Genomic DNA, 24,881 nt, shown 5'->3' with positions numbered 1-24,881 from the left:
CGCCGGTCGACGCCTGCGAGCGCTCGACGCTGAGGCTGCACCTGCGACCGAACGAGGATGCCCGTGTCAGCCGACGAAAACCGACCGTACCTTCGGGATCTACTTTTGTCGACGTCTAGTCGAAAGATGCGTGTCATGGATCTTTGTTATGCATGCTTGCTATGCACAAGTGGGACCGGGCGCCGCCCGGTCGCTCCAGGGCGAGCGCGCCGCGCTGCGCTGCGAGCACGACCGCGCGGCGGTCTCCTCACGCCGACGGCGGACGTCGAGCCGTTCGAGCTAGGCCCAGGGGTCGGTGATCTCGCGCAGGCGCGCGAGCTGACGCCGCAGGGACGCCATGCCGCGCACCCCGAGGTGCGCGGTCCACTCCGCCTCGACCCGCGCGAGCTCCGCTGCGGCGACGCGCGACGCCGCCTCGCCCCGGGCGGTCACGCGCACGAGGCGGGCCCGACGGTCCGCGGGGTCGGGGATACGCTCGACGTATCCGGCGGCCTCGAGCTGGTCGACGAGGAACCCCGCGGTCTGCTTGGTGATCTCCGCCGCCTCGGCAAGGTCCGTGAGGCGCGTGCCGTGCGGCCCGACCCGCTGGAACACGCGGAGCTGCGCGGGCGTCGCGTCGTCGAACCCCGCCTCCCGGACCGCGGTGTAGACCCGCAGCTCGAGCGCGCGGTACGGGATGAACAGGAGCAGCCCGGTGTTGAGCTCGTCCTGCTCGCTCACGTACGCCTCCGTGGGGATGCCGAGGGGTTGACCATCGTCAGTCCGGCTGACTAAAGTAGTCAGATCATCGTATCAGTTCTGGAGGCGCTCCGATGAGTGCACCCGACTACTTGATGGCGGAGGACGACGTGTGGGCGGCCGTCGCGACCGCCCGGGCCTCCTTCGTGGACCTCGTCGCCGGTCTGGACCCCGCCGACTGGGAGCGCCCCAGCCTGTGCACGGGATGGCGCGTCCACGACGTCGCCGCCCACCTCACCCTCGCCCCCACCTCCTCGCGCGCGGCGCTCGCCCGCGGGCTCGCCCGGGCGCTCGTCCGCGGCCGCGCGAGCTTCGACGGGATGATGGACCTCCTCACGCGCGAGGCCGGGGAACGCCCGCGCGAGGAGGTGCTCGCCGCCCTGCGCGCGACCGTCGGGTCGCGTCACCTCGCGCCGGGGACGACCCCGCACGGCGCGCTCGTCGACGCGCTCGTCCACGCCCAGGACGTCGCCGTCGCGCTCGGGATCGATCTCCCCGCACCGCCCCTCGCCTCCCGCGAGGCCGCCGAGCGCGTGTGGGCGGTGTCGTTCCCGTTCCGCGCCCGGCGGCGCCTCGCCGGTTTCCGCCTCGTCGCCGCCGACGTGCCGTGGCAGCGCGGCGAGGGACAGCAGGTGACCGGCTCCATGACCGCCCTGCTCCTGCTGCTCACCGGGCGACCCGCGGCCCTCGCCCACCTGGACGGTGACGGCGCCCGCCGTCTCGCCCGCTCGTTCGCGCCGCACGACCGGGAGGAGCTCCCATGAGCACGCTCGCCCAGGTCCTCGCCGTCGCCGCCGGCGTGCTGCACGTCGGCGTCGGGGTCGTCGAGGCCTTCTTCTTCCACCGGCCCTGGGCCCAGCAGTTCCTGCTGCGCAAGCGCTTCTCGCCGCCCGAGGTCGCGCTGTGGGCGTTCAACGTCGCGTTCTACAACATGTTCCTCGGCGCCGGGACGGTGCTCGGGGTCGTGCTCGCCGCGAACGGCCTCGTGGACGAGGGACGGACCCTCGTCCTGTACACCGCGGGCTTCATGGCGCTGGGCGGGGTCGTGCTGTGGGTCTCCGACCACCGCCTGTGGACCGGGACCCTCGGGCAGTCCGGTTTCGGGCTCGCGACGCTCGTCGCGACCCTCGCGTCCTGACCCGCGCCGCTCGACCGATCCCGGGCGTTGCTACGGTCGGGAGGTGAGCAGCGCCGCACAGCCCCTGTCCCACGACCCGTCCTGGCCCCGGGCGGGCGGCTGGCCCCCGCTCGGCGGGGACGACGTCGACGTCGCGATCCTCGGCGTCCCGGCCTGGCGCACGTCGCTCTCCCCCACCGGCGCGCACGAGACCCCCGCCGCCGTGCGCGACGCGCTGCGCCGGTTCAGCCCCGCCCTCGTCCCCGACCGCCCCCTGCCCGACGGCGGTCCCTCCGCCCGCGTGCGGCCCGCCGCGGCGGTCGGGACTGGCCGAGGGGCACCGTCGGGCCGGGGTGTGCTCGACCTTGCGGACCTCGCGTTCGCGGACCTCGGCGACGTCGACGAGCCGGACGGCGCGGAGGGCGAGGCGCGGACGCGCGTCGCGGTCAGCGCCGCCCTGGAGCGCGCGCGCCTGCTCGTCGCGCTCGGCGGCGACAACTCCGTGACCGTCGCGACGGCGCTCGGCGCGTGGGGCGGCGACCTCGCCGCCGCGGGCCTCGTGACGCTCGACGCCCACCACGACCTGCGCGACGGCGTGTCGAACGGGTCGCCCGTGCGCCGGCTGGTCGAGGCCGGCCTCGACCCGCGGCGGGTCGTGCAGATCGGCATCGCGGACTTCGCCAACTCGGCCGAGTACGCGCGACGCGCGGTGGACCTGGGGATCAGGGTCGTCCACGTCGACGAGCTGCGCCGACGCGGCCCGGAGGACGTGATGCGGGCGGCGCTCGAGATCGCCGGCGCCGCGGGCGGGCCGGTGCACCTCGACGTCGACGTCGACGTGTGCGACCGGTCCGTCGCCCCGGGCTGCCCGGCGAGCGTCCCCGGCGGCATCGCGGCGTGGGAGCTGCGCGCCCTGGTCCGCGCGGCGGCCCGAGACGACCGCCTCCGGTCCGCCGACGTCGTCGAGGTCGACGCCACCGCCGACGCCCCCGACGGCCGCACCGTCCGCCTCGCCGCGCTCTGCGTCCTCGAGCTCGCGGCGGGACTCGCCCTCCGCCCGTCAGCACCGGAGCCCGTGCGCACCTAGAGCTGCGGCGGCACAGCAGAGCCGGTGGTGACACGGAGACAGGACCGTGGTCGCGCGAGGGAGAACTACCTCGTCGATCCGGGGTTCTCCCTGGCGGGGAGGCGGATGCCGTCCTTCCACGTCGCCGCGACGAGCGGGACGCCCGGGCGGTAGGCGAGGTGGACGCGGCTCGGGGCGTCGAGCAGCACGAGGTCGGCCCGCGCGCCGGGGGCGAGATGCCCGACGTCGTCGCGCCGCAGCGCGAGCGCGCCCCCCGCGGTCGCGGACCAGACGGCCTCGGCGACGGTCATCCGCATCTCCCGGACGGCGAGCGCGACGCACAGCGGCATCGACGACGTGTAGCTCGACCCGGGGTTGCAGTCGCTCGCGAGCGCGACGACGGCGCCCGCGTCGAGCAGGCGTCGCGCGTCGGGGTAGGGCTGGCGCGTGGAGAACTCCACGCCGGGGAGCAGGGTCGCGACGGTCCCGGCGACCGCTCCCGACGGCCCGCCCGGCCGCCTCCCGCTGCCGGTCCACGACCCGGCGAGCGCCGCGACGTCGGCGTCGGTGAGGTAGGTGCAGTGGTCGACGGCGGCGGCGCCGAGCCCGACGGCGAGGCGCACGCCCTCCCCCGGGCCGAGCTGGCTCGCGTGCACGCGCACGCCGAGTCCCGCGGCGGCCCCGGCCTCGAGGACGCGTCGCGACTGCTCGGGCGTGAACGCGCCGGTCTCGCAGAACACGTCGACCCACCGCGCGTGCGGCGCGCACGCGGCGAGCATGTCGCCGCACACGAGGTCGACGTACGCGTCCGCGCGCCCGGAGAGCTCCGCGGGCACGACGTGCGCCCCGAGGAACGTCACCTCCGGCGTGACCTCGCGCGCGAGCCGGACCGCGCGCTCCTCGTCCGCGACGGTGAGCCCGTAGCCGCTCTTCACCTCGACCGTGGTCGTGCCCTGCCGCGCCGCCTCGTCGAGGTGCCGCGCGAGCCCGGCCCGGAGCTCGTCGTCGGACGCGGCGCGCGTGGCAGCGACGGTGGAAGGGATGCCGCCCGCCGCGTACGGGCGGCCGGCCATGCGCGCCTCGAACTCGGCGGCGCGGTCGCCCGCGAACACGAGGTGGGTGTGCGAGTCGACGAACCCGGGGACGACGGCGCGCCCGCCCACGTCGACCGTGACGTCCGGCGCGCGTCCGTCCAGAGCGCGCCCGACGGCGTCCCGCGCCTCGCGGGCCGGCCCCGCCCAGGCGACCCGGCCGCCGTCGAGCAGCACGACGGCGTCCGTCACCAGCCCGGTCGGGTCGCCCTCACCCGTGCCGGGCCCGCCGGGCGCGTTGGTCGTCAGCTCCCCGATCCCGGTGAGGAGCGTCGACCCGTCCGCCGAACCCGGGGTTGCGGGCCACCCGAGGGCTGCCGAACCCGGGGTTTCGCGCCAGCCGGGCGCCGTCGTGCCGCGCAACCCCGGGTTCGGCGCCGGAGGGCGAGCCATCACGCCTCCCGCGTCGGGACGCGGAGGCCGCCGCGCTCGGCCGCCGCGACGGCGTCGTCGTACCCGGCGTCGACGTGGCGCAGCACGCCGAGGCCCGGGTCGTTCGACAGCACGCGCGCGAGCTTGGCCGCGGCGAGCGGCGTGCCGTCCGCGACGGACACCTGGCCCGCGTGGATCGAGCGGCCCATGCCGACGCCGCCGCCGTGGTGGATCGAGACCCACGTCGCGCCCGACGACGCGGCCGTGAGCGCGTTGAGCAAGGGCCAGTCGGCGATCGCGTCGGACCCGTCGGCCATGGCCTCGGTCTCGCGGTACGGGGACGCGACGGACCCGGCGTCGAGGTGGTCGCGGCCGATGACGACCGGCGCGCGCACCGCGCCCGACGCGACGAGGTCGTTGAACGCGAGGCCCGCTCGGTCGCGCTCGCCGTGCCCGAGCCAGCAGATGCGCGCGGGCAGGCCCTGGAACGCGACCCGCTCCTGAGCGGCGCGGATCCAGCGGTGGAGGTGGTCGTCGTCGAACAGGTCGAGCACGGCGGCGTCGGTCGCGGCGATGTCGCGCGGGTCGCCCGACAGCGCGGCCCACCGGAACGGGCCCTTGCCCTGCGCGAAGAGCGGCCGGATGTACGCCGGCACGAACCCCGGGAACTCGAACGCGCGGTCGTACCCGCCGCGGCGCGCCTCGTCGCGGATCGAGTTGCCGTAGTCGAACACCTCGGCGCCCGCGTCGAGGAAGCCGACCATGCCCTCGACGTGCCGCGCCATGGACTCGCGCGCGCGGTCGGTGAACTCGTCAGGCTTGGCGGCGGCATAGTCCGCCCATTCGTCGACCGACACCCCGACCGGCAGGTACGACAACGGGTCGTGCGCCGACGTCTGGTCCGTGACGACGTCGACCTCGACCCCCCGCCGCAGCAGCTCCGGCACGACCGTCGCGCTGTTCCCCTCGACCCCCACCGACAGCGCCCGGCGCTCGCGCCGCGCGTCCTCGACGAGCCGGACCGCGGCGTCGAGGTCGTCGGCGACCATGTCGAGGTACCGCTCGCGCACGCGGCGGTCGAGGCGCGACCGGTCGACGTCGACCACGAGGCACGCGCCGCCGTTGAGCGTCACCGCGAGCGGCTGCGCGCCGCCCATGCCGCCGCACCCGCCGGTGAGCGTGAGCGTCCCGGCGAGCGAGCCTCCGAACCGCTTCGCGGCGACCGCGGCGAGCGTCTCGTACGTGCCCTGGAGGATGCCCTGCGCGCCGATGTAGATCCACGACCCGGCCGTCATCTGCCCGTACATCGTCAGGCCCATCGCCTCGAGCCGCCGGAACTCGGGCCACGTCGCCCAGTCCCCCACGAGGTTCGAGTTCGCGAGCAGCACGCGCGGCGCCCACTCGTGCGTCCGCAGCACCCCGACCGGCTTGCCCGACTGCACGAGGAGCGTCTCGTCGTCCGCGAGCGTCGTGAGCGTGCGGACTATCGCGTGGTAGCTCGGCCAGTCGCGCGCCGCCCGGCCGGTGCCGCCGTAGACGACGAGGTCGTCGGGCCGCTCCGCGACCTCGGGGTCGAGGTTGTTCATGAGCATCCGCAGCGGCGCCTCGGTCTGCCACGACCGCGCGGTGAGGGTCGTGCCGCGCGGGGCGCGGACGGGGACGGGGGTGCCGAGCTCATGGGCCATCTGTCGGACCATCTGTCTCGCTCCGTTCGGTTCGGGTGGGGTCTCAGGCCAGGTGCCCGACGGCGGCGCTCGCCGCCGCGGTCACGGCACCCGTCGCGACGAGGTGGGTCACGGCCTCGATCTCGGGCGAGAGGTAGCGGTCCGGGCCGGGGCCCGCGACGACCGTGCGCACGAGGTCGCGCACGGCGCCCGTCCCCCGCGCGGGGTGCAGCGACCCACCCGGGGCGCAGCGGAGGTCGAGCGCACGCGTGGCGGTGAGGAGCTCGATCGCGAGGACGCGGCCGAGGCCGTCGACGGCGCGGCGGAGCTTCCGCGCACCCGCCCACCCCATGGACACGTGGTCCTCCTGCATGGCCGACGACGGGATCGAGTCGACGCTCGACGGCACCGCGAGGCGCTTGAGCTCCGAGACGATCCCCGCCGCCGTGTACTGCGCGATCATCAGGCCGGAGTCGACGCCCGGGTCGTCGGCGAGGAACGGCGGCAGGCCCTCGTTCCGGGCCTTGTCGAGGAACCGGTCCGTGCGGCGCTCGCTCATGCTCGCGACGTCGGCCGCGGCGATCGCGAGGAAGTCGAGCACGTACGCGATCGGGGCCCCGTGGAAGTTGCCGTTCGACTCCACGCGCCCGTCCACCGTGACGACCGGGTTGTCGATCGCCGCTGCGAGCTCGCGGCGTGCGACGGCGGCCGCGTGGTCGAGCGTGTCGCGCGCGGCGCCGTGCACCTGGGGCGCGCACCGCAGCGAGTACGCGTCCTGCACGCGCGTGCACTCCGGACGGCCGTCGGCGTCGAGCGTGCGGTGGCTCGCGACGACGGGCGAGCCGTCGAGCAGGGCGCGCAGGTTCGCGGCCGACGCCGCCTGGCCGGGGTGCGGCCGCAGCGCCACGAGGTCCGCGGCGAACGGTGCGTCCGAGCCGAGCAGCGCCTCGACGCTCGCCGCTGCCGCGACGTCGGCCGTCGTCAGCAGGGACCGCAGGTCGTGCAGCGCGAGCGCGAGCATGCCGAGCATGCCGTCCGTGCCGTTGATGAGCGCGAGGCCCTCCTTCTCGCGCAGCGCGAGCGGCGCGATCCCGGCCGCGGCGAGCGCATCGGCGGCGGGCACGAGGGCGCCCGTCGCGTCCCGGACCTCGCCCTCCCCCAGCGCCGCGAGCGCCACGTGCGCGAGCGGTGCCAGGTCGCCCGAGCAGCCGAGCGAGCCGAACTCGCGCACCATGGGCGTGACCCCGGCGTCGAGCATCGCCGCGTACGTCTGCGCGACGACGGGGCGCGCCCCCGTCCGTCCGGTCGCGAGGGTCGCGAGCCGCAGGAGCTGGAGCGCGCGCACGACCTCGCGCTCGACCTCCGGTCCGGAGCCCGCGGCGTGGGACCGCACGAGGCTGAGCTGGAGCTGCGCGCGGCGCTCGACCGGGATGTGCCGCCGCGCGAGCGCGCCGAACCCGGTGGAGACGCCGTAGTGCGGGCGGTCGTCGTCCGCGAGCCCTTCCACGACGGCGCGGCTCGCCGCCATCGCGTCGACCGCCGCGTCGGCGAGCCGCACGCGCGCACCGTGCCGCGCGACGTCGACCACGTCGTCGATCGTCAGCGGGCCGTCGCCCACGACGACGACGCGCGCGGCACGGGCCGGGTCGGGGGCGAGGACCGCCGTCGGGCCGGGGCGGCCGGAGACGGCCGGGGAGTGCGTCGTCGCTGCCATGCCACCAGCACACACCGCGGCACACCGCCCGGACAGGGCGGCCGTGGAGGTTCAGTCTGGCATCCCAGACACGCGAGACCGGTGGCGAAGGTGAGGCTGGCGAGAGAACTCGCGCCCCGCAAGGCGACCACGCCTCCGCGCGCTGTCGAACACGACATGACGGTCGCCATCGGGCGGATGACGACGCTCATGTCGTGTTCGACGTGGCGAGGGGTCAGGCGCCGACGTAGGCCGCCAGGTGCTCGCCCGTGAGCGTGGACCTCGCGGCCACGAGGTCGGCGGGCGTGCCCTCGAAGACGACGCGACCGCCGTCGTGCCCGGCACCGGGGCCGAGGTCGATGATCCAGTCCGCGTGCGCCATGACCGCCTGGTGGTGCTCGATGACGATGACCGACTTGCCGGAGTCGACGATCCGGTCGAGCAGGCCGAGGAGGTTCTGGACGTCGGCGAGGTGCAGGCCCGTCGTCGGCTCGTCGAGGACGATGACGCCGCCCTTGTCGCCGAGGTGCGTGGCGAGCTTGAGGCGCTGACGCTCGCCGCCGGACAGGGTGGTGAGCGGCTGGCCGAGGCTCACGTACCCGAGGCCGACGTCGTCGAGCCGCTCGAGGATCGCCTTCGCCGCAGGCACCTTGGCCTCGCCGGACGAGAAGAACTCGCGGGCCTTCGCGACCGGGAGGTCGAGCACGTCGGCGATGCTCAGCCCGCCGAGCGTGTAGTCGAGCACCGCGGCCTGGAACCGGCGGCCCCCGCAGTCCTCGCACGGGGTCGAGACGGTCTCCATGAAGCCGAGCTCGGTGTAGACGACGCCCGCTCCCTTGCACTCGGGGCACGCGCCCTCGGAGTTCGCGCTGAACAGGGCCGGCTTGACGCCGTTGGCCTTGGCGAACGCCTTGCGGATGGGCTCCAGCAGGCCCGTGTACGTCGCGGGGTTGCTGCGGCGCGACCCCCGCACCGCGCCCTGGTCGATCGTCACGACGTCCTCGCGCCGCGAGACGGAGCCCTCGACGAGCGAGCTCTTGCCCGACCCGGCCACCCCGGTCAGGACGACGAGCACCCCGAGCGGGACGTCGACGTCCACGTCCTGGAGGTTGTGCGCGTTCGCGCCGCGGATCTCCAGCGCGCCCGACGGCGTCCGCACCGCGTCCTTGAGCGTCGCCCGGTCGTCGAGGTGGCGGCCGGTCACGGTGCCGCTCGCCCGGAGCCCCTCGACCGTGCCCTCGAACGTCACGTGCCCACCGGCCGTGCCCGCCCCCGGGCCGAGGTCGACGACGTGGTCCGCGACGACGATCGTCTCCGGCTTGTGCTCGACGACGAGCACCGTGTTGCCCTTGTCGCGCAGCTGGAGCAGGAGGCCGTTCATGCGGTCGATGTCGTGCGGGTGCAGGCCGATCGTCGGCTCGTCGAACACGTACGTGACGTCGGTGAGGGACGAGCCCAGGTGGCGCAGCATCTTGATGCGCTGCGACTCGCCGCCCGACAGCGTGCCCGACGGCCGGTCGAGGCTGAGGTAGCCCAGCCCGAGCTCGACGAACGACGCGAGGTTGTCGCCGAGCGCGTTCACGACGGGCGCCATGTTCGGGTCGTCCAGATCCCGGATCCAGGAGGCGAGGTCCGTGATCTGCATCGCGCACAGGTCGGCGATGTTCACGCCGCGGATCTTCGAGGAGCGCGCCGACTCCGACAGTCGCGTCCCGCCGCAGTCGGGGCACGGCGCGAACGTCGCGGCGCGCTCGACGAACGCGCGGACGTGCGGCTGGAGCGAGTCGACGTCCTTGGAGAACATCGACTTCTGGATCTTGGGGATGAGGCCCTCGTAGGTGACGTTGATCCCCATCGCCTTGATCTTGGTGGGCTCCTTGTAGAGGAAGTCCTGCATCTGCTGCTCGGTGAACTCGCGGATCGGCCGGTCGCCCGGGAAGAACCCCGACTCGGCGAACCCGCGCACCATCCACCCGTCGGCGGTGTAGCCGGGCACCTTGATCGCGCCGTCGAGCAGGGACTTGGAGTCGTCGAAGATCTCGGTGAGGTCGAGGTCCGAGACCGCGCCGCGCCCCTCGCACCGCGGGCACATGCCGCCGTGGTAGATCGCGTTGCGGACGATCGTCTTCTCGCCCGTCGCCGACGTCATGATGCCGCTCGCCTTGCGCGCGGGGATGTTGAAGGAGAACGCCGTGGGCGGCCCCACCTGCGGCTCGCCGAACCGGCTGAACAGCACCCGCAGGATCGCGTTGGCGTCGGTCACCGTGCCCACGGTGGACCGCGGGTTCGCGCCCAGGCGCTCCTGGTCCACGACGATCGCCGTCGTGAGCCCCTCGAGCATGTCCACGTCGGGGCGGTCGAGCGTGGGCATGAAGCCCTGGAGGAACGCCGGGTACGTCTCGTTGATGAGGCGCTGCGACTCGGCCGCGACCGTGTCGAACACGAGCGAGCTCTTGCCGGACCCCGAGACGCCCGTGAACACCGTGAGGCGCCGCTTGGGGATCTCGACGCTCACGTCCTGGAGGTTGTTCGCCCGCGCCCCCTGGACCCGGATGACGTCGTGCGCGTCGGGGTCCTGGGGCACGGAGGTCTGCGTTCCCGTCGTCGTTGCCGTGCTCATCGTGTCTCCTCGTCGTCGAGCCTCGTCGCGCGGCCACTGCTGAGTCGGTCGACCGGCCGGTCGACGGCGCCGACCGCCCGGCCTCGGCAGTCCGGTGAAAGTCTGCCCGAGAGCCGGTCGATCCGGCGCGTGGATTCTGCGGCGCCGCGCGGGCGTCCTGTGTCAGGACCGGCCGTGCGGGTGGAACTCACCGCGGCGTGAGCCGCACGAGCGGGTACTGCCGTTCGGCCTTGCTCTGGTACTTCGCGATGCGCGGCTGCGCCGTCGCGACGCGCTGCCACGCGCGCTCCCGGTCCGCGCCGTCGAGCTCGTGGGGCGTCGCCGGGACGGGCGCTCGCCCGGGCAGCTCGATCGCGACGTCGTCGGGGTGCGCAGCGAGGTTGGCGTGCCAGTCCGGGTTGCGGCTGCCGCCTCCCGAGGCGACGACGAGGACGGCGTCGCCCTCGTCCGGCAGCCACATGAGCGGCGTCTCGCGCGCCGCCCCGCTGCGGCGGCCGACCGTGTGCAGCACGAGGACGTCCATCCCCATGAACGTGGCCTTGCCGCCACGGACCTTGCGCACGAGCCGCGCGTTCGAGCGGCGCTGCATCCAGCGCGAGAACCGTCCCGGCGTCCCCGGGACGCGGCCCGCGCCGTTCGTCGTCCGTCCTTCGGTGCTCATCGTCCTGCTCCTCGTGTGTCGGTCCAGTCATACCGTGCGTGGCCGCGTCGGTCGCGGCCGCCCGTCCGGACCGTCGTCCCCCGCCGTGGCGGCCGGGGACGACGGCGGTCCTCACCGCTCGTCCAGCACCTCGCCGTCGAGCGCCTCGTGGTCGGTGGTGAGGCCGAGCGTGGCCCCGACGAGCGGGACGTCGCGCGCGGCCCGCGCCGCCGTCTGCATCGCGGCGGCGGAGTCCCACCGCCAGATGTCGAGGTACGTCCCGTCCTCCAGCCGGACGAGCGTGGCCGCGGTGAACGCGGGGTTCGCCGCGCGCAGCCCCTGGATCAGCGCGCTGCGCTGCTCGAGCATCTGGGCCAGCCGGCCCGTCTCCACCGTGTACCGGTGCGTCCTGACGACGGCCATGGTCGTCTCCTCCCGATCCCGCCCGGCGCCTCTCGCCGTGCCCTTCCAGGCTCGGGCCGCGCGGTCGTGCGAACAACGGCCGATCCCGCAACGGTGGTTGCGCCCGGGGTTAACGAACGCGACGATCGTCGGGTGGAGCTGCGTGACATCGAGATCTTCCTGACGCTCGCCGACGAGCTGCACTTCGGGCGCACGGCAGAGCGCCTGCACGTGTCCGCGCCCCGGGTGAGCCAGGCGATCGCCAAGCAGGAACGCCGGATCGGCGCGCCCCTGTTCGAGCGCACCAGCCGGCGCGTCACGCTCACGCCCCTCGGGGAGCAGCTCCGCGCCGACCTCGAGGCCGGGTACCGCCGGATCCTCGAGGGCGTCGAGTCCGCGGCGAGCACCGCGCGGTCCGCGCGCGAGACCCTGACGTTCGGCGTCATGGGGCCGCTCTGGCAGGAGCTCGCTCCCGTCACGGCGCTGTTCCGCGCCCGCAACCCGCACGTCGACCTGCGCATGCGCGAGGTCCGCATCGACGAGCCCTTCCGCCTCCTGCGCGAGGGCGAGGTCGACGTCGCGCTCCTGTGGCTGCCCGTCGAGGAGAAGGACCTCGCTGTCGGCCCGGTGACCTTCACCGAGCCGATCGTGCTCGCCGTCGGGCGGACGCACCCGCTCGCCACGCGCTCGTCGGTGTCCGTCGCGGAGCTGGCCGACGAGAACGTCCTGCCCTCGGGGCTGCCCGTCCCCGACTACTGGGAGGGCGCCGTCAGCCCCGTGCCCCGCAGCGAGCCCGACCGCGGCGGCACCACCCCGACGCGCGAGGAGGTGCTGTGGCGCGTCATGTCCGGCGACGGCGTCGCCGTCGCGTGCGCCCAGGGCATCCGCTACCTCGAGCGCTCGGACGTGGCCTACGTGCCGCTCGACGAGCGGCCGGTGCTGCGCTGGGGGCTCGTCCGGCGCGCCGGGCCGATCCCCCCGCTCGTCGCCGAGTTCTCGCAGGTGGCCGCCGAGCTCGGGCCGCTCGCGCTCACGCTCGACCTCGAGGCCGCGGGGTCGAGCGGCCGGGTCTGACGACCCTCAGCGGCGCTGCTGGATCCGGATCTCGTTGCCGGCCGGGTCGCGGAACGCGCAGTCGCGGACGCCGTAGGGCTGGTCGATCGGCTCCTGCACGACCTCCGCCCCCGCCGCCTCGATCCGCGCGAACGTCTCGTCGACGTCCGCCGTCGCGAGGTTCACGCCGAAGTAGGCGCCCTTCGCGACGATCTCCAGGAGCGCGCGCTTGTCGTCGTCGCTGAGGCCCGGCGTCGCGGCCGGCGGGTGCAGCACGATCGCGGTGTCCGGCTGGTCGGCCGGGCCCACGGTGATCCACCGCATCCCCTCGTAGCCGACGTCGTTGCGGATCTCGAAGCCGAGGACGTCGCGGTAGAAGGCCAGCGAGGCGTCGGGGTCGGTCTGGGGCAGGAAGCTGGAGTTGATGGTGAGGTTCATGGGAACGACGCTAGGACCGTCGTCCCGCCGGCGCTTCTCGATTCCTGACCGGTCGCGTGACGCGGCGCGCGACGCACGCCGGCATCCCGTCGAGGCGCTCCGCACCGGGGTCGGTCCCGATGCCGCCCGAGGCGGCCGCCGCGGCCGTCCGGGACTCCGCAGGCACGGGAGACGCGGCGTCGGGTTCCGCCGCACGTCGCCGGTAGACGCTCGGCGGTACGCCCACGAGCTCGGTGAACCGCGTGCTGAAGGTCCCCAGCGACGAGCACCCCACGGCGAAGCACACGTCCGTGACGCTCAGGTCGCCGCGGCGCAGCAGCGCCTTCGCGCGCTCGACGCGCCGCGTCATGAGGTACGCGTACACCGACTCCCCGTACGCGGCCCTGAACTCGCGGCTCAGGTGCCCCGCCGACACGTGCACGCCGGCCGCGAGCGCCGCGACGTCGAGCGGCTGCGCGTACTCGCGGTCGATCCGGTCCCGCACGCGCCGCAGCCGCGCGAGGTCGCGCAGGCGCTGGTCGTCGGGCAGGGTCGTCACGCCTCGATCGTGCCACGGCCCTACCGTGGTCTCCATGCCGAGCGACGTCCCCGCCGCGCGCCACGCCGTCCGCGTGCTCACGTACCTCGCCGCGCAGGCCGGCCCGTCGCCCGCGGCCGCCGTCGCGCAGGGCCTCGGGCTCCCCCGCTCGACCGTCTACCACCTGCTGTCCGTCCTCGTGGACGAGGGGTTCGTGACGCACCTCCCGGAGGAGCACCGGTACGGGCTCGGGACGGCGTCGCTCGCGCTCGGGTCCGCGTACGCGCGGCAGGCGCCGCTCGCCCGGCTCGCGCGGCCCGTCGTCGCGCGCCTCGTCGAGTCGACCGGCGAGAGCGCGCACCTCGCCGTCCTCAACGGCCGCGAGGTCCTCTACCTCGTCGAGCAGCGCGCACCGCGCCGCCCCACGCTCGTGACCGACGTCGACGTCCGCCTCCCCGCCCACCTCACCGCGAGCGGTCGCGCCGTCCTCGCCGGCCTGCCCGCCGCCCAGGTCCGCGCCCTCTTCCCGAACGCCGCCGCGTTCGCCGACCGCACCGGTGTCGGACCGCAGTCCCTCGGCGCCCTGCGCGAGATCCTGCGCGGCGTCCGACGGCGCGGCTGGGCCGAGGAGGACGGCGAGGTCACGCCCGGCCTCGCGTCCGTCGCCCACGCCGCGGTGGACCACACCGGCCTCCCCGTCGCCGGCATCGCCCTCACGTTCTGGGCCGACGACGCCCCACCCGCCCGCCGCGCCGAGCTCGCCGCCGCCGTCGGCCGCGCCGCCACCGAGGTCAGCCGCCGCCTCGGCGCGAGGGAGAGCCCCACCCCGCCGAGGTAGAGCCCTGGTCGCGCGGGGTAGAGCCCTGGTCCGCCGAAGTAGAGCCCTGGTTTCTGTGCCCGACGACGCGTGGCCGGGTTGGGTGGGCGGCCGCCCGCGGTGTCGGCTCCCCGGCACCCCTCGCCATGCATGAGATCCCTGCCTCTGGCCGCCCAGCCTGCCTGCTCGACCATCCCCCGCCGCCCGAGCCGATCGGAGGCAGCCTCGCCGGGCGACCCCCGACGGCGAGCGACCGACCGCCGTCGGGCACGACCAAGGTTCGACCCCGCGCGACCATGGCTCTACCTCGCGCGCCCAGGGGTCTGCTTCGCCGGACCACGGCTCTACCCCGCGCGACCAGGGCTCTACCTCGGCGGGCGTGGCGGTTGCGTCTACCGGGCGTGCGGACTAGATTTTTCGGTGTGCCGAACTTTGCCTCTCGGGTTACCGGAAGAACCGCGGGCCGGGCCGTCGCGCTGGCGACCGTGACCGCGCTCGCGCTGGCCGGGTGCTCCGCCGGGACGGACGCGGGCGGCGAGACCGCCGACGACGGCCGGCCGGTCGTGCTCACGACGTTCACCGTGCTCGCGGACATGGCGCAGAACGTCGCGGGCGACCACCTGCGCGTCGAGTCGATCACCAAGGTGGGCGCGGAGATCCACGGCTACGAGCCGACGCCGGGCGACCTCCGCAGGGCGGCGGACGCCGACCTGATCCTCGACAACGGCATGGGGCTCGAGGCGTGGTTCGGGCGGTTCGTCGACGGGCTCGACGTGCCGCACGTCGTCGTCAGCGAGGGCGTCGACCCGATCGCACTGGGCGACGACACCGCCGAGGAGTACCAGGGCAAGGACAACCCGCACGCGTGGATGTCGCCCGTGAACGGCCGGCTCTACGCGCAGAACATGGCCGACGCGTTCGCCCGGCTCGACCCCGCGCACGCCGACGACTACGCGGCGAACGCCGCGTCGTACTCGGCCGAGCTCGCGGCCGTGCACGACGAGCTGACCGACGCGCTCGACGCGCTCCCCGAGAGCCACCGCGCGCTCGTGACGTGCGAGGGTGCGTTCTCCTACCTCGCGCGCGACGCGGGCCTCACCGAGCAGTACCTGTGGGCCGTCAACGCCGAGCAGCAGGCGACGCCGCAGTCGGTCGTCGGCGCCATCGAGTTCGTCGAGCAGCACGACGTCCCGGCCGTGTTCTGCGAGTCCACGGTCTCCGACAAGGCGATGCGCCAGGTGGCGCACGAGTCGGGGGCGGCGTTCGGCGGCACGCTCTACGTCGACTCGCTCTCGGAGCCCGGCGGCCCCGTCCCGACGTACCTCGACCTCCTGCGGCACGACACGGAGACCATCGTTGCGGGCCTCGCCGGGAAGACCGCGGAGGGCGACGCGTGAGCGCGGGCGAGCGGACGCCGTCGGGCACGCCCGCGATCGACGCGCGCGACCTCACCGTCCACTACGGTGACGTGCTCGCGCTCGACGGCGCGACCCTGGCCCTGGGGTCGGCGCACGGGCCGGGGACCGTGTGCGGGCTCGTGGGCATGAACGGGTCGGGCAAGTCGACGCTGTTCAAGGCGGTCATGGGCATGGTGCGCCCGGACCGCGGCACCGTGCTGGTCGACGGCGCACCCCCGGCGCGCGCCCGGCGCGCCCAGGCCGTGGGGTACGTGCCGCAGAGCGAGGACGTGGACTGGGCGTTCCCGCTGAGCGTGCGCGACGTCGTCATGACGGGTCGCTACGGCTACCAGGGGTTCACGCGGCGCACGCGGCCCGCCGACCGCGACGCCGTCGCGCACGCGCTGGAGCGGGTCGAGCTCACCGACCTCGCGGACCGGCAGATCGGCGCGCTCTCGGGCGGGCAGCGCAAGCGCGCGTTCGTCGCGCGCGGGCTCGCGCAGGGCGCGACGATCCTGCTGCTCGACGAGCCGTTCGCCGGCGTCGACAAGCGCACGGAGGCCACGATCACCGCGCTGCTGCGCGAGCTCGCGGCCGACGGCGCGACCGTCCTCGTCTCGACCCACGACCTGCACGCGCTGCCCGAGCTCGCGGACGAGGCCGTGCTGCTCCAGCAGCGCGTCCTGCTGCACTCGACACCCGCGGAGGTCCTGCGGCCGGAGAACCTCGCGCTCGCGTTCGGCGTGGAGGTGGCCCCGTGACCGACGTCCTCGCCGTGCTCGTCGAACGGCTCACCGAGCCCCTGTCGTTCGAGTTCCTGCGCACCGCGCTCGCCGTCACGGTCACCGCGGGGATCGTGTGCGGCGTGCTGTCCTGCTGGCTCGTGCTCGTCGGGTGGTCGCTCATGGGCGACGCCGTCTCGCACGCCGTGCTGCCCGGCGTCGTGCTCGCGTACGTGGTGGGGGCGCCGTTCGCGCTCGGGGCCCTCGTCTTCGGGCTGCTCGCGGTCCTGCTCATCGGCGCGGTCCGGGACACGAGCCGCGTGAAGGAGGACGCGGCCATCGGCGTCGTGTTCACGACGCTCTTCGCGCTCGGCCTCGTCCTCATCTCGGTGACGCCGAGCCAGACCGACCTCAACCACATCCTGTTCGGCAACCTCCTCGGGGTGTCGCGCGCCGACCTGCTCCAGGTGCTGGTCCTCGGCGCGGTGACGCTCGCCGTCGTCGTGCTCAAGCGGCGCGACCTCACGCTCTACGCGTTCGACCCGACCCACGCCCACGCGATCGGTCTCTCGCCCCGGCGGCTCGGCGCGCTGCTGCTCGGCCTGCTCGCCCTGACCGTCGTCGTCGCGCTCCAGGCGGTCGGCGTGGTCCTCGTCGTCGCGCTGCTCATCACGCCCGGCGCGACGGCCTACCTGCTCACCGACCGGTTCTCGCGGATGCTGTGGATCTCGCCGCTCGTCGCGGCGGTGTGCGGGGTCGTCGGGATCTACGTCAGCTACTACCTCGACACCGCGTCGGGTGGCACGGTCGTCGTGGCGCTGGGGGTCGCGTTCGCGCTCGCTTACCTGTTCAGCCCTCGCCACGGCCTGATCGGGACCCGCGTGGCCGCCGCACGACGCCGCCGCCTCGTCCGGGTCTGACCTCCGCTCGGCGGGCCTGCGACCGTCCCGGACGTGTCGCCCCCGTGCGCTGTGTGCGAAATCTCCAGGAATTCGCCCACGATTCCCTGGCTCTTCTCAGGTTCGACCGGGAGACTGGGTGCCATGTCAGCGAGGACGAGCGAGCCCACGACGCCGCAGCGCACGCGCACGTCTGCCCGGTTCGCCGCGGCGAGCCTGCTCGCGCTGGCCATGATGCTCCCGATGTGCTCGACGGCGAGCGCGGCCGAGGTCCAGCAGCTCATCGCCGACGCGCAGGTCCAGACCGAGACCATCGGTGACGACCTCGACCGCGTCCACGCCCAGCTCCCCGCCCTCCACCCCGTGCTCCGCAACGACGTGCTCGACGCCGTCGAGTCGGTCCAGGCGGCGACGGACGAGGCCCGTTCCGCGCTCGACCGCGCGACGCACGGCGACGAGGCCGCGGACGGCCGGGCCGCCGTCGCGCTGGCCGACGCGCAGGTCGCCCTCGACGCCGCGTCCGCGCAGCTCCGGTACGTGACCGACCTCGCGCACGACGCGGGCGAGGGCGTCGCCGTCACGCTGGAGCGGCTGCAGGCCCACATCGACGTGCTCCGCGGCGAGACGAGCCGCGCCGGGGTCTGACCCGCCGGCAGTCGTCGCGCGGTCCGTCGCCGCCCTTCCTACGATGGCGGGATGCCTCGCGTCACCGGGATCGTCAAGCCGCACGAGGCGTTACCGGGAGTCGCCCGGCTCGACCGCGCGGTCAACGGCTGGACCAACCGTCGCGCGCTCGGCCCCCTCGCCGACGCCGCGCTCTCGCGGCTCTCGGCCGCGGCCGACCACAGCGTGCTGTGGGCAGGGACGTCCCTGGGCCTCGCGGCGACCGGCCGGCGCGGACGGGACGCGGCGATGCGCGGCTACGGCTCGCTGCTCGTCGCGAGCGTCCTGGCGAACGTGGTCGGCAAGACCGTGTTCGGCGGCGAGCGGCCGTCGCTCGAGTCCCTGCCGCTGTGGCGTCGGCTGGCCGACCCGCCGACCTCGCCGTCGTTCCCGTCCGGCCACTCGGCGTCGGCGGCGGCGTTCGTCACAGGGGTCGCGATCGAGTGGCCCTCGCTGGGCCTCGCGCTCGCCCCGCTCGCCGGCGCAGTGATGTACTCGCGGCTCCACACCGGCTCGCACTGGTTCTCGGACGTCGCCGCGGGCGCCGCGCTCGGGGCCGGGGTCGCCCTCGTGGGTCGTGCGCTGGTGCCAGACCGGGCAGAACGCGGTCCCGACGTGCCGGCCGGCCCGCCCGCCGACGTCCCGGCGCTCGACGACGGCGTGGGGCTCTTCGTCGTCGTCAACCCGGCGGCGGGGTCGGGCCGCCTGCTCAAGGAGGACCCGCTCGTCGCGCTGCGCGAGGGCCTGCCGCGCGCAGTGGTGCACGTGCTGGGCGAGGACGACGACCTGCGCCGCCTGTTCGACGAGGCCGCCGCGGACGGCGCCCGTGCCCTCGGCATCAGCGGCGGCGACGGCACCGTCTCCACGGCCGCGGCGGCGGCCCGCGCGCACGACCTGCCGCTCGCCGTCTTCCCCGGCGGCACGCTGAACCACTTCGCGCGCGCTGCCGACCTCACCTCCATGGGTGCGACGGTCGCGGCCGTCCGTACCGGCTCGGGCGTGACGATCGACGTCGCGGACCTCGAGGTCGACGGGGTCGACGGCCCGCCGCGGACGGTGCTCAACACCTTCTCGGCGGGCGTCTACCCGGAGCTCGTCACGGAGCGCGAGAAGCACGAGCACCGCCTCGGCAAGTGGCCCGCGGCGGTGCTCGCCGCGGCGCGGGTGCTGCGGCGCGCGCACCGGGTGCGGATGGCCGTGGACGGGCACGAGGGTGAGTACTGGTCGCTGTTCGCCGGCGTGAACCGCTACTACCCGCAGAGCCTCGCCCCGGTCGAGCGGCGTCGGCTGGACGACGGCGTGCTCGACGTCCGCACGGCCCGCGCGGAGCGGCGCGCGAGCCGGCTGCGCACGTTCCTCGAGGTCGCGGCGGGCGACACGGGGACCCGGTTCGCGCGGCGGGTGCCCGGCGTCCGGAGCCACCTGGTCGTCGACGCGACGGTCGTCCCGACGCTCGAGCTGCGGTTCCCCACCCGGGGCGCGGTGGTCGGCCCGGACGGGCCCGCCGCGCCCGACGGCGGGGCCTCGCCCGAGGCCGCCGGGCCGCCGCCCGTGGTGCTCGCGCACGACGGGGAGACCCTCGCGCTCGACGGCTCCGGGGGCGACGACGCGGTCACCGTCCGTCTCACGATGCGGCCCGGTGCGGTGCGGATCTATGCGCCGCGCGACCCGGCCGCGGGGTAAGACGTCGCACCTATGCCTTTTGTCCCGCTTTCACGGACATCGGGGAGAGCTCCCCCTGTTCAGACACACACGCGATGGCCCACAATGAGCCCCGCAGACGTGCGGACGGCACCGTCCGCGCCCCTCAGGACTCGGCCTCGTCGGCCCACCTAGAAAGCAGAACAACCATGGCCCAGCAGTACCCTGCCGCTCCGCAGGCCCCCGCCGGCTACGCCGCCCCGATCGAGGACCCGGGCAAGACCCTGGGCATCGTGGGCTTCGTGCTCGCGTTCGTCTTCGCCATCGCGGGCATCGTCGTCAGCGCGATCGCGCGCAAGAAGAGCAAGGAGGCGGGCTTCGACAACCAGCTCGCCAAGTGGGGCCTCATCCTCAGCATCGTCTTCACGGTGCTGGGCGTCATCGGCACGATCATCTACGTCGTCGCCATCGCCGCGCTCGTCGCGAACGGCGCCGTGACCTCGACGTACTGACGTCACCGCGCCGCCTGCCGGCGCACCGCCCGACGGCCGTCGTCCCACCCGGGGCGACGGCCGTCGTCGCGCTCGGGGGCGCGACGCACGCGACCGTGCCCGGTCGCGGAAGATCCCGTGGCCGGGCACGGTTGAGACGGCGCACGACCGCGCCGCCGGTGAGAGCACCGGTCCGCCGACGGTCGACCGACCGCAGGAGCAGACGATGACCGACGACACGACTCCCCCGCCCCCCGCCGGACCCGAGGGCACCACCGCCGGACCGCCGTCGGACCCCACGACCGTCGAGCTCGGCCTCGACACGTTCGGCGACGTGACGGCCGGCCCGGACGGCGCGCTGCTCAGCGGGGCGCGCACGATCCGCGACGTCGTCGAGGAGGCGGTCCTCGCGGACCAGGTCGGCGTCGACTTCTTCGGCGTCGGCGAGCACCACCGCGCGGACTTCGCGGTCAGCGCGCCGGAGGTCGTGCTCGCGGGGATCGCGACGCGGACGTCGCGCATCCGGCTCGGGTCGGCGGTGACCGTGCTCAGCTCGGACGACCCGGTGCGCGTGTTCGAGCGGTTCTCGACGCTCGACGCGCTGTCCGGCGGGCGCGCGGAGGTCATCCTGGGGCGCGGGTCGTTCATCGAGTCGTTCCCGCTGTTCGGGTACGACCTCGCCGACTACGAGGTGCTGTTCGAGGAGAAGCTGGACCTGTTCGTCCACCTGCTCGACGAGGGTCCTGTCACGTGGTCCGGCACGACCCGCGCCGGGCTCGCCGACCAGGAGGTCTGGCCCAAGACGGAGAGCGGCCGGCTCCGCACGTGGGTCGGCGTGGGCGGCTCTCCCGAGTCGGTCGTGCGGACCGCGCGGCACGGGCTCGGCCTCATGCTCGCGATCATCGGCGGCGAGCCCGAGCGGTTCCGGCCCTACGTGGACCTCTACCACCGCGCCGTCGAGGAGCTCGGCAACCCGGTGCTGCCGGTCGGGGTCCACTCGCCCGGCCACGTCGCCGACACGGACGAGCAGGCGCAGGAGGAGGTCTACGAGCACTTCGCGGCGATGAACAACCGCATCGGGCGCGAGCGCGGCTGGCCCGCCTACCACCGTGGGCGCTTCGCCCACGACGTGCGCGACGGGTCGCTCTACGTCGGTTCGCCCGAGACGGTCGCGCGCAAGATCGCCCGGACGGTGCGGCTCCTCGGGGCGGGCCGGTTCGACCTCAAGTACTCGACCGGCACGCTCCCCCACTCGGCCATGCTCCGCAGCATCGAGCTGTACGGCACCCAGGTGATCCCGCGCGTCCGCGAGCTCCTCGCGGACCACTGAGCCCCCCGGCCCACCCGCCCCCCACCCCCCCGCCCGAGCCCCCACCCGAGCCCCCCGCCCCGGCGTCGAACACGACATGAGGGTCGCTATCCGGCCGATAACGACCTCCATGTCGTGTTCGGCGGCGGGCAGGGTCGTGTTCGGGGGGCAGGGTCGTGTTCGGGGGGCAGGGTCGTGTTCGGGGGGCGGGCGCTTCGGTCGCCCGTTGGGCCGGGGTCAGGACTTGGCGGCCGCGGCGAGGGCGGCCGCCTCGAGGTCCGGCGGGAGCCCGACGGCGGGGCGGTCCGCACGCTGCGGCGTCGCCTCGCCCGCGGCGTCGAGCGCGCGGAGCCACGCCCAGGTGTCGCGCACGGTCTCGCGCACGTCCCGGGGGCGGAGCCCGAGGGCGTACGCGTGCGACGCGTCCGAGCCGTGGAGCGCGTCGTGCAGCTCGCCCGGCGGGAGCCAGACCGGGAGCTGGCTCCACGGCTCGATGCCCGCCGCGAGCACGGCCTCCGGCTCGACCCAGACGAGCTCGGCGGGCGGGCTCCCCGCCCTCGCCGCGTCGTCCGCCGTCGCCTCGACGCACGCCGCGAGCAGCTCGCCCATGGTCGTGTGGCCCGGCGCGCTGACGACGTCGACCGGGCCCGACGCACCCGCGAGCGCCGCGCCGAGCGCGAACGCCGCGAGATCGCGTGCGTCGACGTACTGCAGCGGCAGGTCCTCCGGCCCGGGCGCGAGCACCGGCCCGCCGCGCGCGACGCGCCGCAGCCACCACGGCAGGCGGCCGACGTTCTCGCGCGGGCCGAGGATCAGACCTGCGCGCAGCAGGATCGCCCGGTCGCCGAGCGCGTCCACCGCGGCGATCTCCGCGCCCCGCTTGGCGCGGGCGTAGTCGTCGTGGCTCGTGTCGTCCGGGTCCCCCTCGACGAGGGCGGCGGTCTCGTCGGCGCCGCGTGCAGGGGGGAACGGGTACACCGAGCGCGACGACACGTAGACGTACCGGCTGTCGCCGGGGAGCCGGCCCGCGAGGGTGCGCGACGCGTCCCGCACCGCGACGGGCGCCCACGACCACGTGTCCACCACGACGTCCCACGTCTGCGGGACGTCGTCGGCGTGCAGCGCGTCGAGGCCGTCGGGCCGCGTGCGGTCGCCGACGAGCTGCCGGACGCCGTCGGGCACGGGCGCGCTGCCCCGGTTGAGGACCGTGACGTCCCACCCGCGGGCGAGGGCGTCGTCGACGACTGCGCGCCCCACGAAGTCGGAGCCGCCGAGGACCAGGAGACGCGTCATGGACTCACCCTCCCCCGGCGCGAGGTCGCCCGCAGCCGGTTACGCCCCCGGCAGACGACGCGCGCTCAGTCGGGGTCGGTGGGGTCGAGCGGTGCGTCGGGGTCGAGGTTCACGACGCCGCGGCGCCAGTAGCCGCGCACCTCGACCTGGTCGGCTCGTGCCCCCGACCGTCGCAGGTCACGGCGCACCGGGACCAGGTCGGTCGCCTCGCCCGCGCCGAACACGTACTCGCCGGCGTCGAGCGGGCCGAGCGCGCGCACCGCCTCCGCGAGCTGACCCGGCCCGTCGGTGCGGTAGAGGAGCTCGACCGTCGCGTGGCCGAGCTCGTCCTCGACGAACGCCTCGTCCACGTCGTCGCCGATCTCGACGATCGCCGTCACCGGCACGTCCGGTCCGACGGCGTCGACCCACCGGGCGAGCGCCGGCAGCCCGGCCTCGTCCCCGACGAGCAGGAGCCGCGCGACGCCGTCCGGCACGCCACGGCTCGTCGTCGGGCCCGCGACCACGACCTCGTCGCCGACCTGGGCTCGGGCCGCCCAGGCGGACGCCGGTCCACCCTCGCCGGTGGGCGGCCCGCCCGGGTCGCCGCCGCCGTGCAGCACCCAGTCGACGTCGACCTCCGCGACACCGTCGACGACCCGCGTCGCCCGGGCGGTCAGCTCGCGCGAGATCGACACGACGCCGGTGGGGCGCTGGAGCGCGCCGTCGGCCGTGAGCGTCGGGGCGTGCAGGACGCCGGTCGCCGGGTCGGGCAGGAAGACCTTGACGTGGTCGTCCGGGCCCGGTGCGCGCAGCGTCGCGAGCGAGGCCCTGCCTGGACCGTCGCCTCCCGGCCCGCTCGTCGGTCCGTCGTCGTGCACGACCGGCGCGGCGTCACGGAACGTGATGCGCCGGAGCGCCCCGGACGTCTCGTGGACACGGTGCACGCGGACGCGGCGCGGGACGGGCTCGAGAGGGGTGCGGGCTCGGGAGAACACCGCCCCATTCTGCGTCGAGCACGACATTGCTGTCGTTATCCGGCCGATAACGACAGCAACGTCGTGGTCGAGGGCGCGTGACCTCGTTCTCGACGATCCCGGGTGTCAGGCGAAGAACGTCCGGAGGTCGGCGACGACGTCGAGCGGGACCTCGAGCGACGCGTAGTGGCCGCCGCGCGGGAACTCGGACCAGTGCTCGATCCGGGCGTTGTCGCGCTCCGCGAAGGCGCGGATCGTCTGGAAGTCGTCGGCGAAGACGGCCACCCCGATCCGGCCCTGGCTCACGACCGGCTCGGCGCCGGAGCGCTGCTCGGCGTAGTGGTACCGGGCGGCGGTCGCGTAGGAGTTGGTCAGCCAGTAGAGCGTCGCCTGCGCGAGCACCTGGTCGGCGCTCACGAGGCTCGTCCCGTTGCCGAAGCTCTCGAACAGCTCGTGGTAGGCGAGGACGGCGACGGGCGAGTCCGCGAGGCCGGCGGCCATCGTCTGGGGCCGGGACGCGTTCATCGTGTTGTAGGCGCCCACGGACTGGAACCACTGGAGGTGCCCGAGCGCCGCGAACTCCTTCTCGCCGAAGCCGTCCATCTCGCCCGGCGCGCCGGACGGGAAGGAGAAGAGCTGGAGCACGTGCGCGCCGCGGAATCCCTCGGGATCGACGATCGCGAGCTCGCGCGAGACCATCGCCCCGCCGTCGCTCCCGTGGATCCCGTAGGACGCGTAGCCGAGGTCGCGCATCAGCGTGTCGTAGGCACGCGCCACGCGCGCCATGGTCCAGTCGGCGTCGCCGACGACGGGCGTCGAGAACCCGAAGCCCGGCATGGACGGGATCACGAGGTGGAACGCGTCCTCGGGTCGGCCGCCGTGCGCGACGGGGTCGACGAGCGGGTCGATCATGTCGAGGAAGTCGAGGAACGACCCGGGGTACGAGTGCGCGAGCAGCAGCGGCGTCGCGTCCTCGTGCTGCGAGCGCACGTGGAGGTAGTGGATCGGCTGGCCGTCGATCTCCGTGCGGAAGCCCGGGTAGGCGTTGACCCGGTCCTCGACGGCGCGCCAGTCGAACGCCGTCCAGCGCCCGACCATGTCGCGCAGGTAGGACTCGGGCGTGCCGTAGTCCCAGGAGTCGCCGGGCGCGGCCGGCGCGAAGCGGGTCCGCTCGAGGCGCTCGCGCAGGTCGTCCAGGTCGGCCTGCGGGACGGCGACGGAGAACGGGCGGTGCTCGAGGGTCGTGCTGCTCATGGTCTCTCCTCGGTCGGGCGGGGCCTCG

Annotated in this window: 24 protein-coding genes; 12 read left to right on the top strand and 12 right to left on the bottom strand. The window is 74.9% G+C overall.

From position 1 onward, the window contains the following. Positions 1 to 279: 279 nt before the first annotated feature. A complete protein-coding gene (locus CCE02nite_RS01115; RefSeq protein WP_141387358.1) occupies positions 280 to 720 on the bottom strand; it encodes a MarR family winged helix-turn-helix transcriptional regulator in 441 nt (146 codons plus the stop codon). A 92-nt stretch (positions 721 to 812) separates the two neighbouring features. Here CCE02nite_RS01115 and CCE02nite_RS01110 point away from each other — a divergent pair, with 92 nt between their 5' ends. From CCE02nite_RS01110 to CCE02nite_RS01100, 3 genes are read left to right on the top strand one after another with little or no spacing between them, the layout of a single operon-like run. Beyond that, positions 813 to 1,502 (top strand): maleylpyruvate isomerase family mycothiol-dependent enzyme, encoded by a 690-nt coding sequence (locus tag CCE02nite_RS01110; protein WP_218026991.1) that lies wholly within the window; start codon positions 813 to 815, stop codon positions 1,500 to 1,502. Beyond that, a complete protein-coding gene (locus tag CCE02nite_RS01105; RefSeq protein WP_141387356.1) occupies positions 1,499 to 1,876 on the top strand; it encodes a DUF1304 family protein in 378 nt (125 codons plus the stop codon). Before CCE02nite_RS01110 ends, CCE02nite_RS01105 begins: the two co-directional genes overlap by 4 nt. Before the next feature lie 43 nt (positions 1,877 to 1,919). Beyond that, positions 1,920 to 2,942, top strand: coding sequence for an arginase family protein (locus CCE02nite_RS01100; RefSeq protein ID WP_141387354.1), 1,023 nt, complete (start codon positions 1,920 to 1,922; stop codon positions 2,940 to 2,942). A 65-nt stretch (positions 2,943 to 3,007) separates the two neighbouring features. Here CCE02nite_RS01100 and hutI read toward each other — a convergent pair whose 3' ends face one another. The 6 genes from hutI to CCE02nite_RS20320 form a co-directional block, all read right to left on the bottom strand. Then, positions 3,008 to 4,405: an imidazolonepropionase gene (gene hutI / locus CCE02nite_RS01095; RefSeq protein ID WP_141387352.1), complete on the bottom strand. Its 1,398-nt coding sequence runs from the start codon at positions 4,403 to 4,405 to the stop codon at positions 3,008 to 3,010. Next, positions 4,405 to 6,069 (bottom strand): urocanate hydratase, encoded by a 1,665-nt coding sequence (gene hutU / locus CCE02nite_RS01090; RefSeq protein WP_141387350.1) that lies wholly within the window; start codon positions 6,067 to 6,069, stop codon positions 4,405 to 4,407. The genes hutI and hutU overlap by 1 nt, the downstream gene beginning before the upstream one ends. A 43-nt stretch (positions 6,070 to 6,112) precedes the next feature. Further along, on the bottom strand, positions 6,113 to 7,762 hold the full coding sequence (gene hutH, locus CCE02nite_RS01085) for a histidine ammonia-lyase (RefSeq protein WP_141387348.1): 1,650 nt from the start codon (positions 7,760 to 7,762) through the stop codon (positions 6,113 to 6,115). A gap of 214 nt (positions 7,763 to 7,976) precedes the next feature. Further along, positions 7,977 to 10,361, bottom strand: a complete 2,385-nt coding sequence (locus CCE02nite_RS01080) for an ATP-binding cassette domain-containing protein (protein ID WP_141387346.1) — start codon at positions 10,359 to 10,361, stop codon at positions 7,977 to 7,979. A 187-nt stretch (positions 10,362 to 10,548) separates the two neighbouring features. Next, on the bottom strand, positions 10,549 to 11,022 hold the full coding sequence (locus CCE02nite_RS01075) for a nitroreductase family deazaflavin-dependent oxidoreductase (RefSeq protein ID WP_141387344.1): 474 nt from the start codon (positions 11,020 to 11,022) through the stop codon (positions 10,549 to 10,551). Between the two features lie 111 nt (positions 11,023 to 11,133). Further along, a complete protein-coding gene (locus tag CCE02nite_RS20320; protein WP_170227164.1) occupies positions 11,134 to 11,424 on the bottom strand; it encodes a hypothetical protein in 291 nt (96 codons plus the stop codon). Positions 11,425 to 11,556: 132 nt separating this feature from the next. Here CCE02nite_RS20320 and CCE02nite_RS01070 point away from each other — a divergent pair, with 132 nt between their 5' ends. After that, positions 11,557 to 12,477, top strand: coding sequence for a LysR family transcriptional regulator (locus CCE02nite_RS01070; protein ID WP_170227163.1), 921 nt, complete (start codon positions 11,557 to 11,559; stop codon positions 12,475 to 12,477). A gap of 6 nt (positions 12,478 to 12,483) precedes the next feature. Here the strand turns inward: CCE02nite_RS01070 and CCE02nite_RS01065 are convergent, their stop codons facing one another. Together CCE02nite_RS01065 and CCE02nite_RS01060 are read right to left on the bottom strand one after the other, a co-directional pair. Next, positions 12,484 to 12,894: a VOC family protein gene (locus CCE02nite_RS01065; RefSeq protein ID WP_047231031.1), complete on the bottom strand. Its 411-nt coding sequence runs from the start codon at positions 12,892 to 12,894 to the stop codon at positions 12,484 to 12,486. Positions 12,895 to 12,904: 10 nt separating this feature from the next. Beyond that, positions 12,905 to 13,432, bottom strand: coding sequence for a helix-turn-helix transcriptional regulator (locus tag CCE02nite_RS01060; protein WP_141387340.1), 528 nt, complete (start codon positions 13,430 to 13,432; stop codon positions 12,905 to 12,907). Between the two features lie 34 nt (positions 13,433 to 13,466). On the opposite strand from CCE02nite_RS01060, the gene CCE02nite_RS01055 reads away from it, so the two are divergent. From CCE02nite_RS01055 to CCE02nite_RS01020, 8 genes are all read left to right on the top strand, one after another. Beyond that, complete coding sequence (locus CCE02nite_RS01055; RefSeq protein WP_141387338.1) at positions 13,467 to 14,249, top strand: IclR family transcriptional regulator; 783 nt, start codon at positions 13,467 to 13,469, stop codon at positions 14,247 to 14,249. A 401-nt stretch (positions 14,250 to 14,650) separates the two neighbouring features. Continuing rightward, positions 14,651 to 15,625 carry a metal ABC transporter substrate-binding protein gene (locus CCE02nite_RS01050; RefSeq protein ID WP_371861890.1) on the top strand — a complete coding sequence of 325 codons (975 nt, stop codon included), beginning with the start codon at positions 14,651 to 14,653 and terminating at the stop codon, positions 15,623 to 15,625. Then, positions 15,622 to 16,386, top strand: a complete 765-nt coding sequence (locus CCE02nite_RS01045) for a metal ABC transporter ATP-binding protein (RefSeq protein WP_141387335.1) — start codon at positions 15,622 to 15,624, stop codon at positions 16,384 to 16,386. Before CCE02nite_RS01050 ends, CCE02nite_RS01045 begins: the two co-directional genes overlap by 4 nt. Continuing rightward, the gene (locus tag CCE02nite_RS01040; protein WP_255318562.1) at positions 16,383 to 17,267 is read left to right on the top strand and encodes a metal ABC transporter permease; all 885 of its coding nucleotides are present in this window, start codon (positions 16,383 to 16,385) and stop codon (positions 17,265 to 17,267) included. The genes CCE02nite_RS01045 and CCE02nite_RS01040 overlap by 4 nt, the downstream gene beginning before the upstream one ends. A 123-nt stretch (positions 17,268 to 17,390) precedes the next feature. Continuing rightward, positions 17,391 to 17,891, top strand: a complete 501-nt coding sequence (locus CCE02nite_RS01035; RefSeq protein ID WP_141387333.1) for a hypothetical protein — start codon at positions 17,391 to 17,393, stop codon at positions 17,889 to 17,891. 51 nt (positions 17,892 to 17,942) lie between these two features. Continuing rightward, positions 17,943 to 19,592: a bifunctional phosphatase PAP2/diacylglycerol kinase family protein gene (locus CCE02nite_RS01030; RefSeq protein ID WP_141387331.1), complete on the top strand. Its 1,650-nt coding sequence runs from the start codon at positions 17,943 to 17,945 to the stop codon at positions 19,590 to 19,592. Between the two features lie 167 nt (positions 19,593 to 19,759). Beyond that, on the top strand, positions 19,760 to 20,062 hold the full coding sequence (locus CCE02nite_RS01025) for a DUF4190 domain-containing protein (protein WP_141387329.1): 303 nt from the start codon (positions 19,760 to 19,762) through the stop codon (positions 20,060 to 20,062). A gap of 205 nt (positions 20,063 to 20,267) precedes the next feature. Then, positions 20,268 to 21,371, top strand: a complete 1,104-nt coding sequence (locus tag CCE02nite_RS01020) for an LLM class flavin-dependent oxidoreductase (RefSeq protein ID WP_141387327.1) — start codon at positions 20,268 to 20,270, stop codon at positions 21,369 to 21,371. 216 nt (positions 21,372 to 21,587) lie between these two features. On the opposite strand, the gene CCE02nite_RS01015 is transcribed toward CCE02nite_RS01020, so the two are convergent. The 3 genes from CCE02nite_RS01015 to CCE02nite_RS01005 form a co-directional block, all read right to left on the bottom strand. Continuing rightward, positions 21,588 to 22,643, bottom strand: coding sequence for an NAD-dependent epimerase/dehydratase family protein (locus CCE02nite_RS01015; RefSeq protein WP_141387325.1), 1,056 nt, complete (start codon positions 22,641 to 22,643; stop codon positions 21,588 to 21,590). Positions 22,644 to 22,708: 65 nt separating this feature from the next. Beyond that, a complete protein-coding gene (locus CCE02nite_RS01010; protein WP_170227162.1) occupies positions 22,709 to 23,620 on the bottom strand; it encodes a siderophore-interacting protein in 912 nt (303 codons plus the stop codon). A 105-nt stretch (positions 23,621 to 23,725) separates the two neighbouring features. After that, positions 23,726 to 24,853, bottom strand: a complete 1,128-nt coding sequence (locus tag CCE02nite_RS01005; RefSeq protein WP_141387320.1) for an epoxide hydrolase family protein — start codon at positions 24,851 to 24,853, stop codon at positions 23,726 to 23,728. Between the last annotated feature and the right edge of the window lie 28 nt (positions 24,854 to 24,881).

This window comes from Cellulosimicrobium cellulans, from assembly GCF_006539945.1.
Classification (GTDB): Bacteria; Actinomycetota; Actinomycetes; order Actinomycetales; family Cellulomonadaceae; genus Cellulosimicrobium; species Cellulosimicrobium cellulans.
The sequence above is the reverse complement of the archived record's forward strand: the minus strand, read 5'-3'. Positions and strand labels throughout refer to the sequence as shown.

Bases quoted from the DNA above. Each gene is read 5' to 3' on its own strand.
- CCE02nite_RS01075 (WP_141387344.1), bottom strand. From the start codon at position 11,022: ATGAGCACCGAAGGACGGACGACGAACGGCGCGGGCCGCGTCCCGGGG.
- CCE02nite_RS01110 (WP_218026991.1), top strand. From the start codon at position 813: ATGAGTGCACCCGACTACTTGATGGCGGAGGACGACGTGTGGGCGGCC.
- CCE02nite_RS01055 (WP_141387338.1), top strand. From the start codon at position 13,467: ATGCCGAGCGACGTCCCCGCCGCGCGCCACGCCGTCCGCGTGCTCACG.
- CCE02nite_RS01105 (WP_141387356.1), top strand. From the start codon at position 1,499: ATGAGCACGCTCGCCCAGGTCCTCGCCGTCGCCGCCGGCGTGCTGCAC.
- CCE02nite_RS01005 (WP_141387320.1), bottom strand. From the start codon at position 24,853: ATGAGCAGCACGACCCTCGAGCACCGCCCGTTCTCCGTCGCCGTCCCG.
- CCE02nite_RS01015 (WP_141387325.1), bottom strand. From the start codon at position 22,643: ATGACGCGTCTCCTGGTCCTCGGCGGCTCCGACTTCGTGGGGCGCGCA.
- CCE02nite_RS01035 (WP_141387333.1), top strand. From the start codon at position 17,391: ATGTCAGCGAGGACGAGCGAGCCCACGACGCCGCAGCGCACGCGCACG.
- hutU (WP_141387350.1), bottom strand. From the start codon at position 6,069: ATGGCCCATGAGCTCGGCACCCCCGTCCCCGTCCGCGCCCCGCGCGGC.
- hutI (WP_141387352.1), bottom strand. From the start codon at position 4,405: ATGGCTCGCCCTCCGGCGCCGAACCCGGGGTTGCGCGGCACGACGGCG.
- CCE02nite_RS01025 (WP_141387329.1), top strand. From the start codon at position 19,760: ATGGCCCAGCAGTACCCTGCCGCTCCGCAGGCCCCCGCCGGCTACGCC.
- hutH (WP_141387348.1), bottom strand. From the start codon at position 7,762: ATGGCAGCGACGACGCACTCCCCGGCCGTCTCCGGCCGCCCCGGCCCG.
- CCE02nite_RS01020 (WP_141387327.1), top strand. From the start codon at position 20,268: ATGACCGACGACACGACTCCCCCGCCCCCCGCCGGACCCGAGGGCACC.
- CCE02nite_RS20320 (WP_170227164.1), bottom strand. From the start codon at position 11,424: ATGGCCGTCGTCAGGACGCACCGGTACACGGTGGAGACGGGCCGGCTG.
- CCE02nite_RS01065 (WP_047231031.1), bottom strand. From the start codon at position 12,894: ATGAACCTCACCATCAACTCCAGCTTCCTGCCCCAGACCGACCCCGAC.
- CCE02nite_RS01080 (WP_141387346.1), bottom strand. From the start codon at position 10,361: ATGAGCACGGCAACGACGACGGGAACGCAGACCTCCGTGCCCCAGGAC.
- CCE02nite_RS01030 (WP_141387331.1), top strand. From the start codon at position 17,943: ATGCCTCGCGTCACCGGGATCGTCAAGCCGCACGAGGCGTTACCGGGA.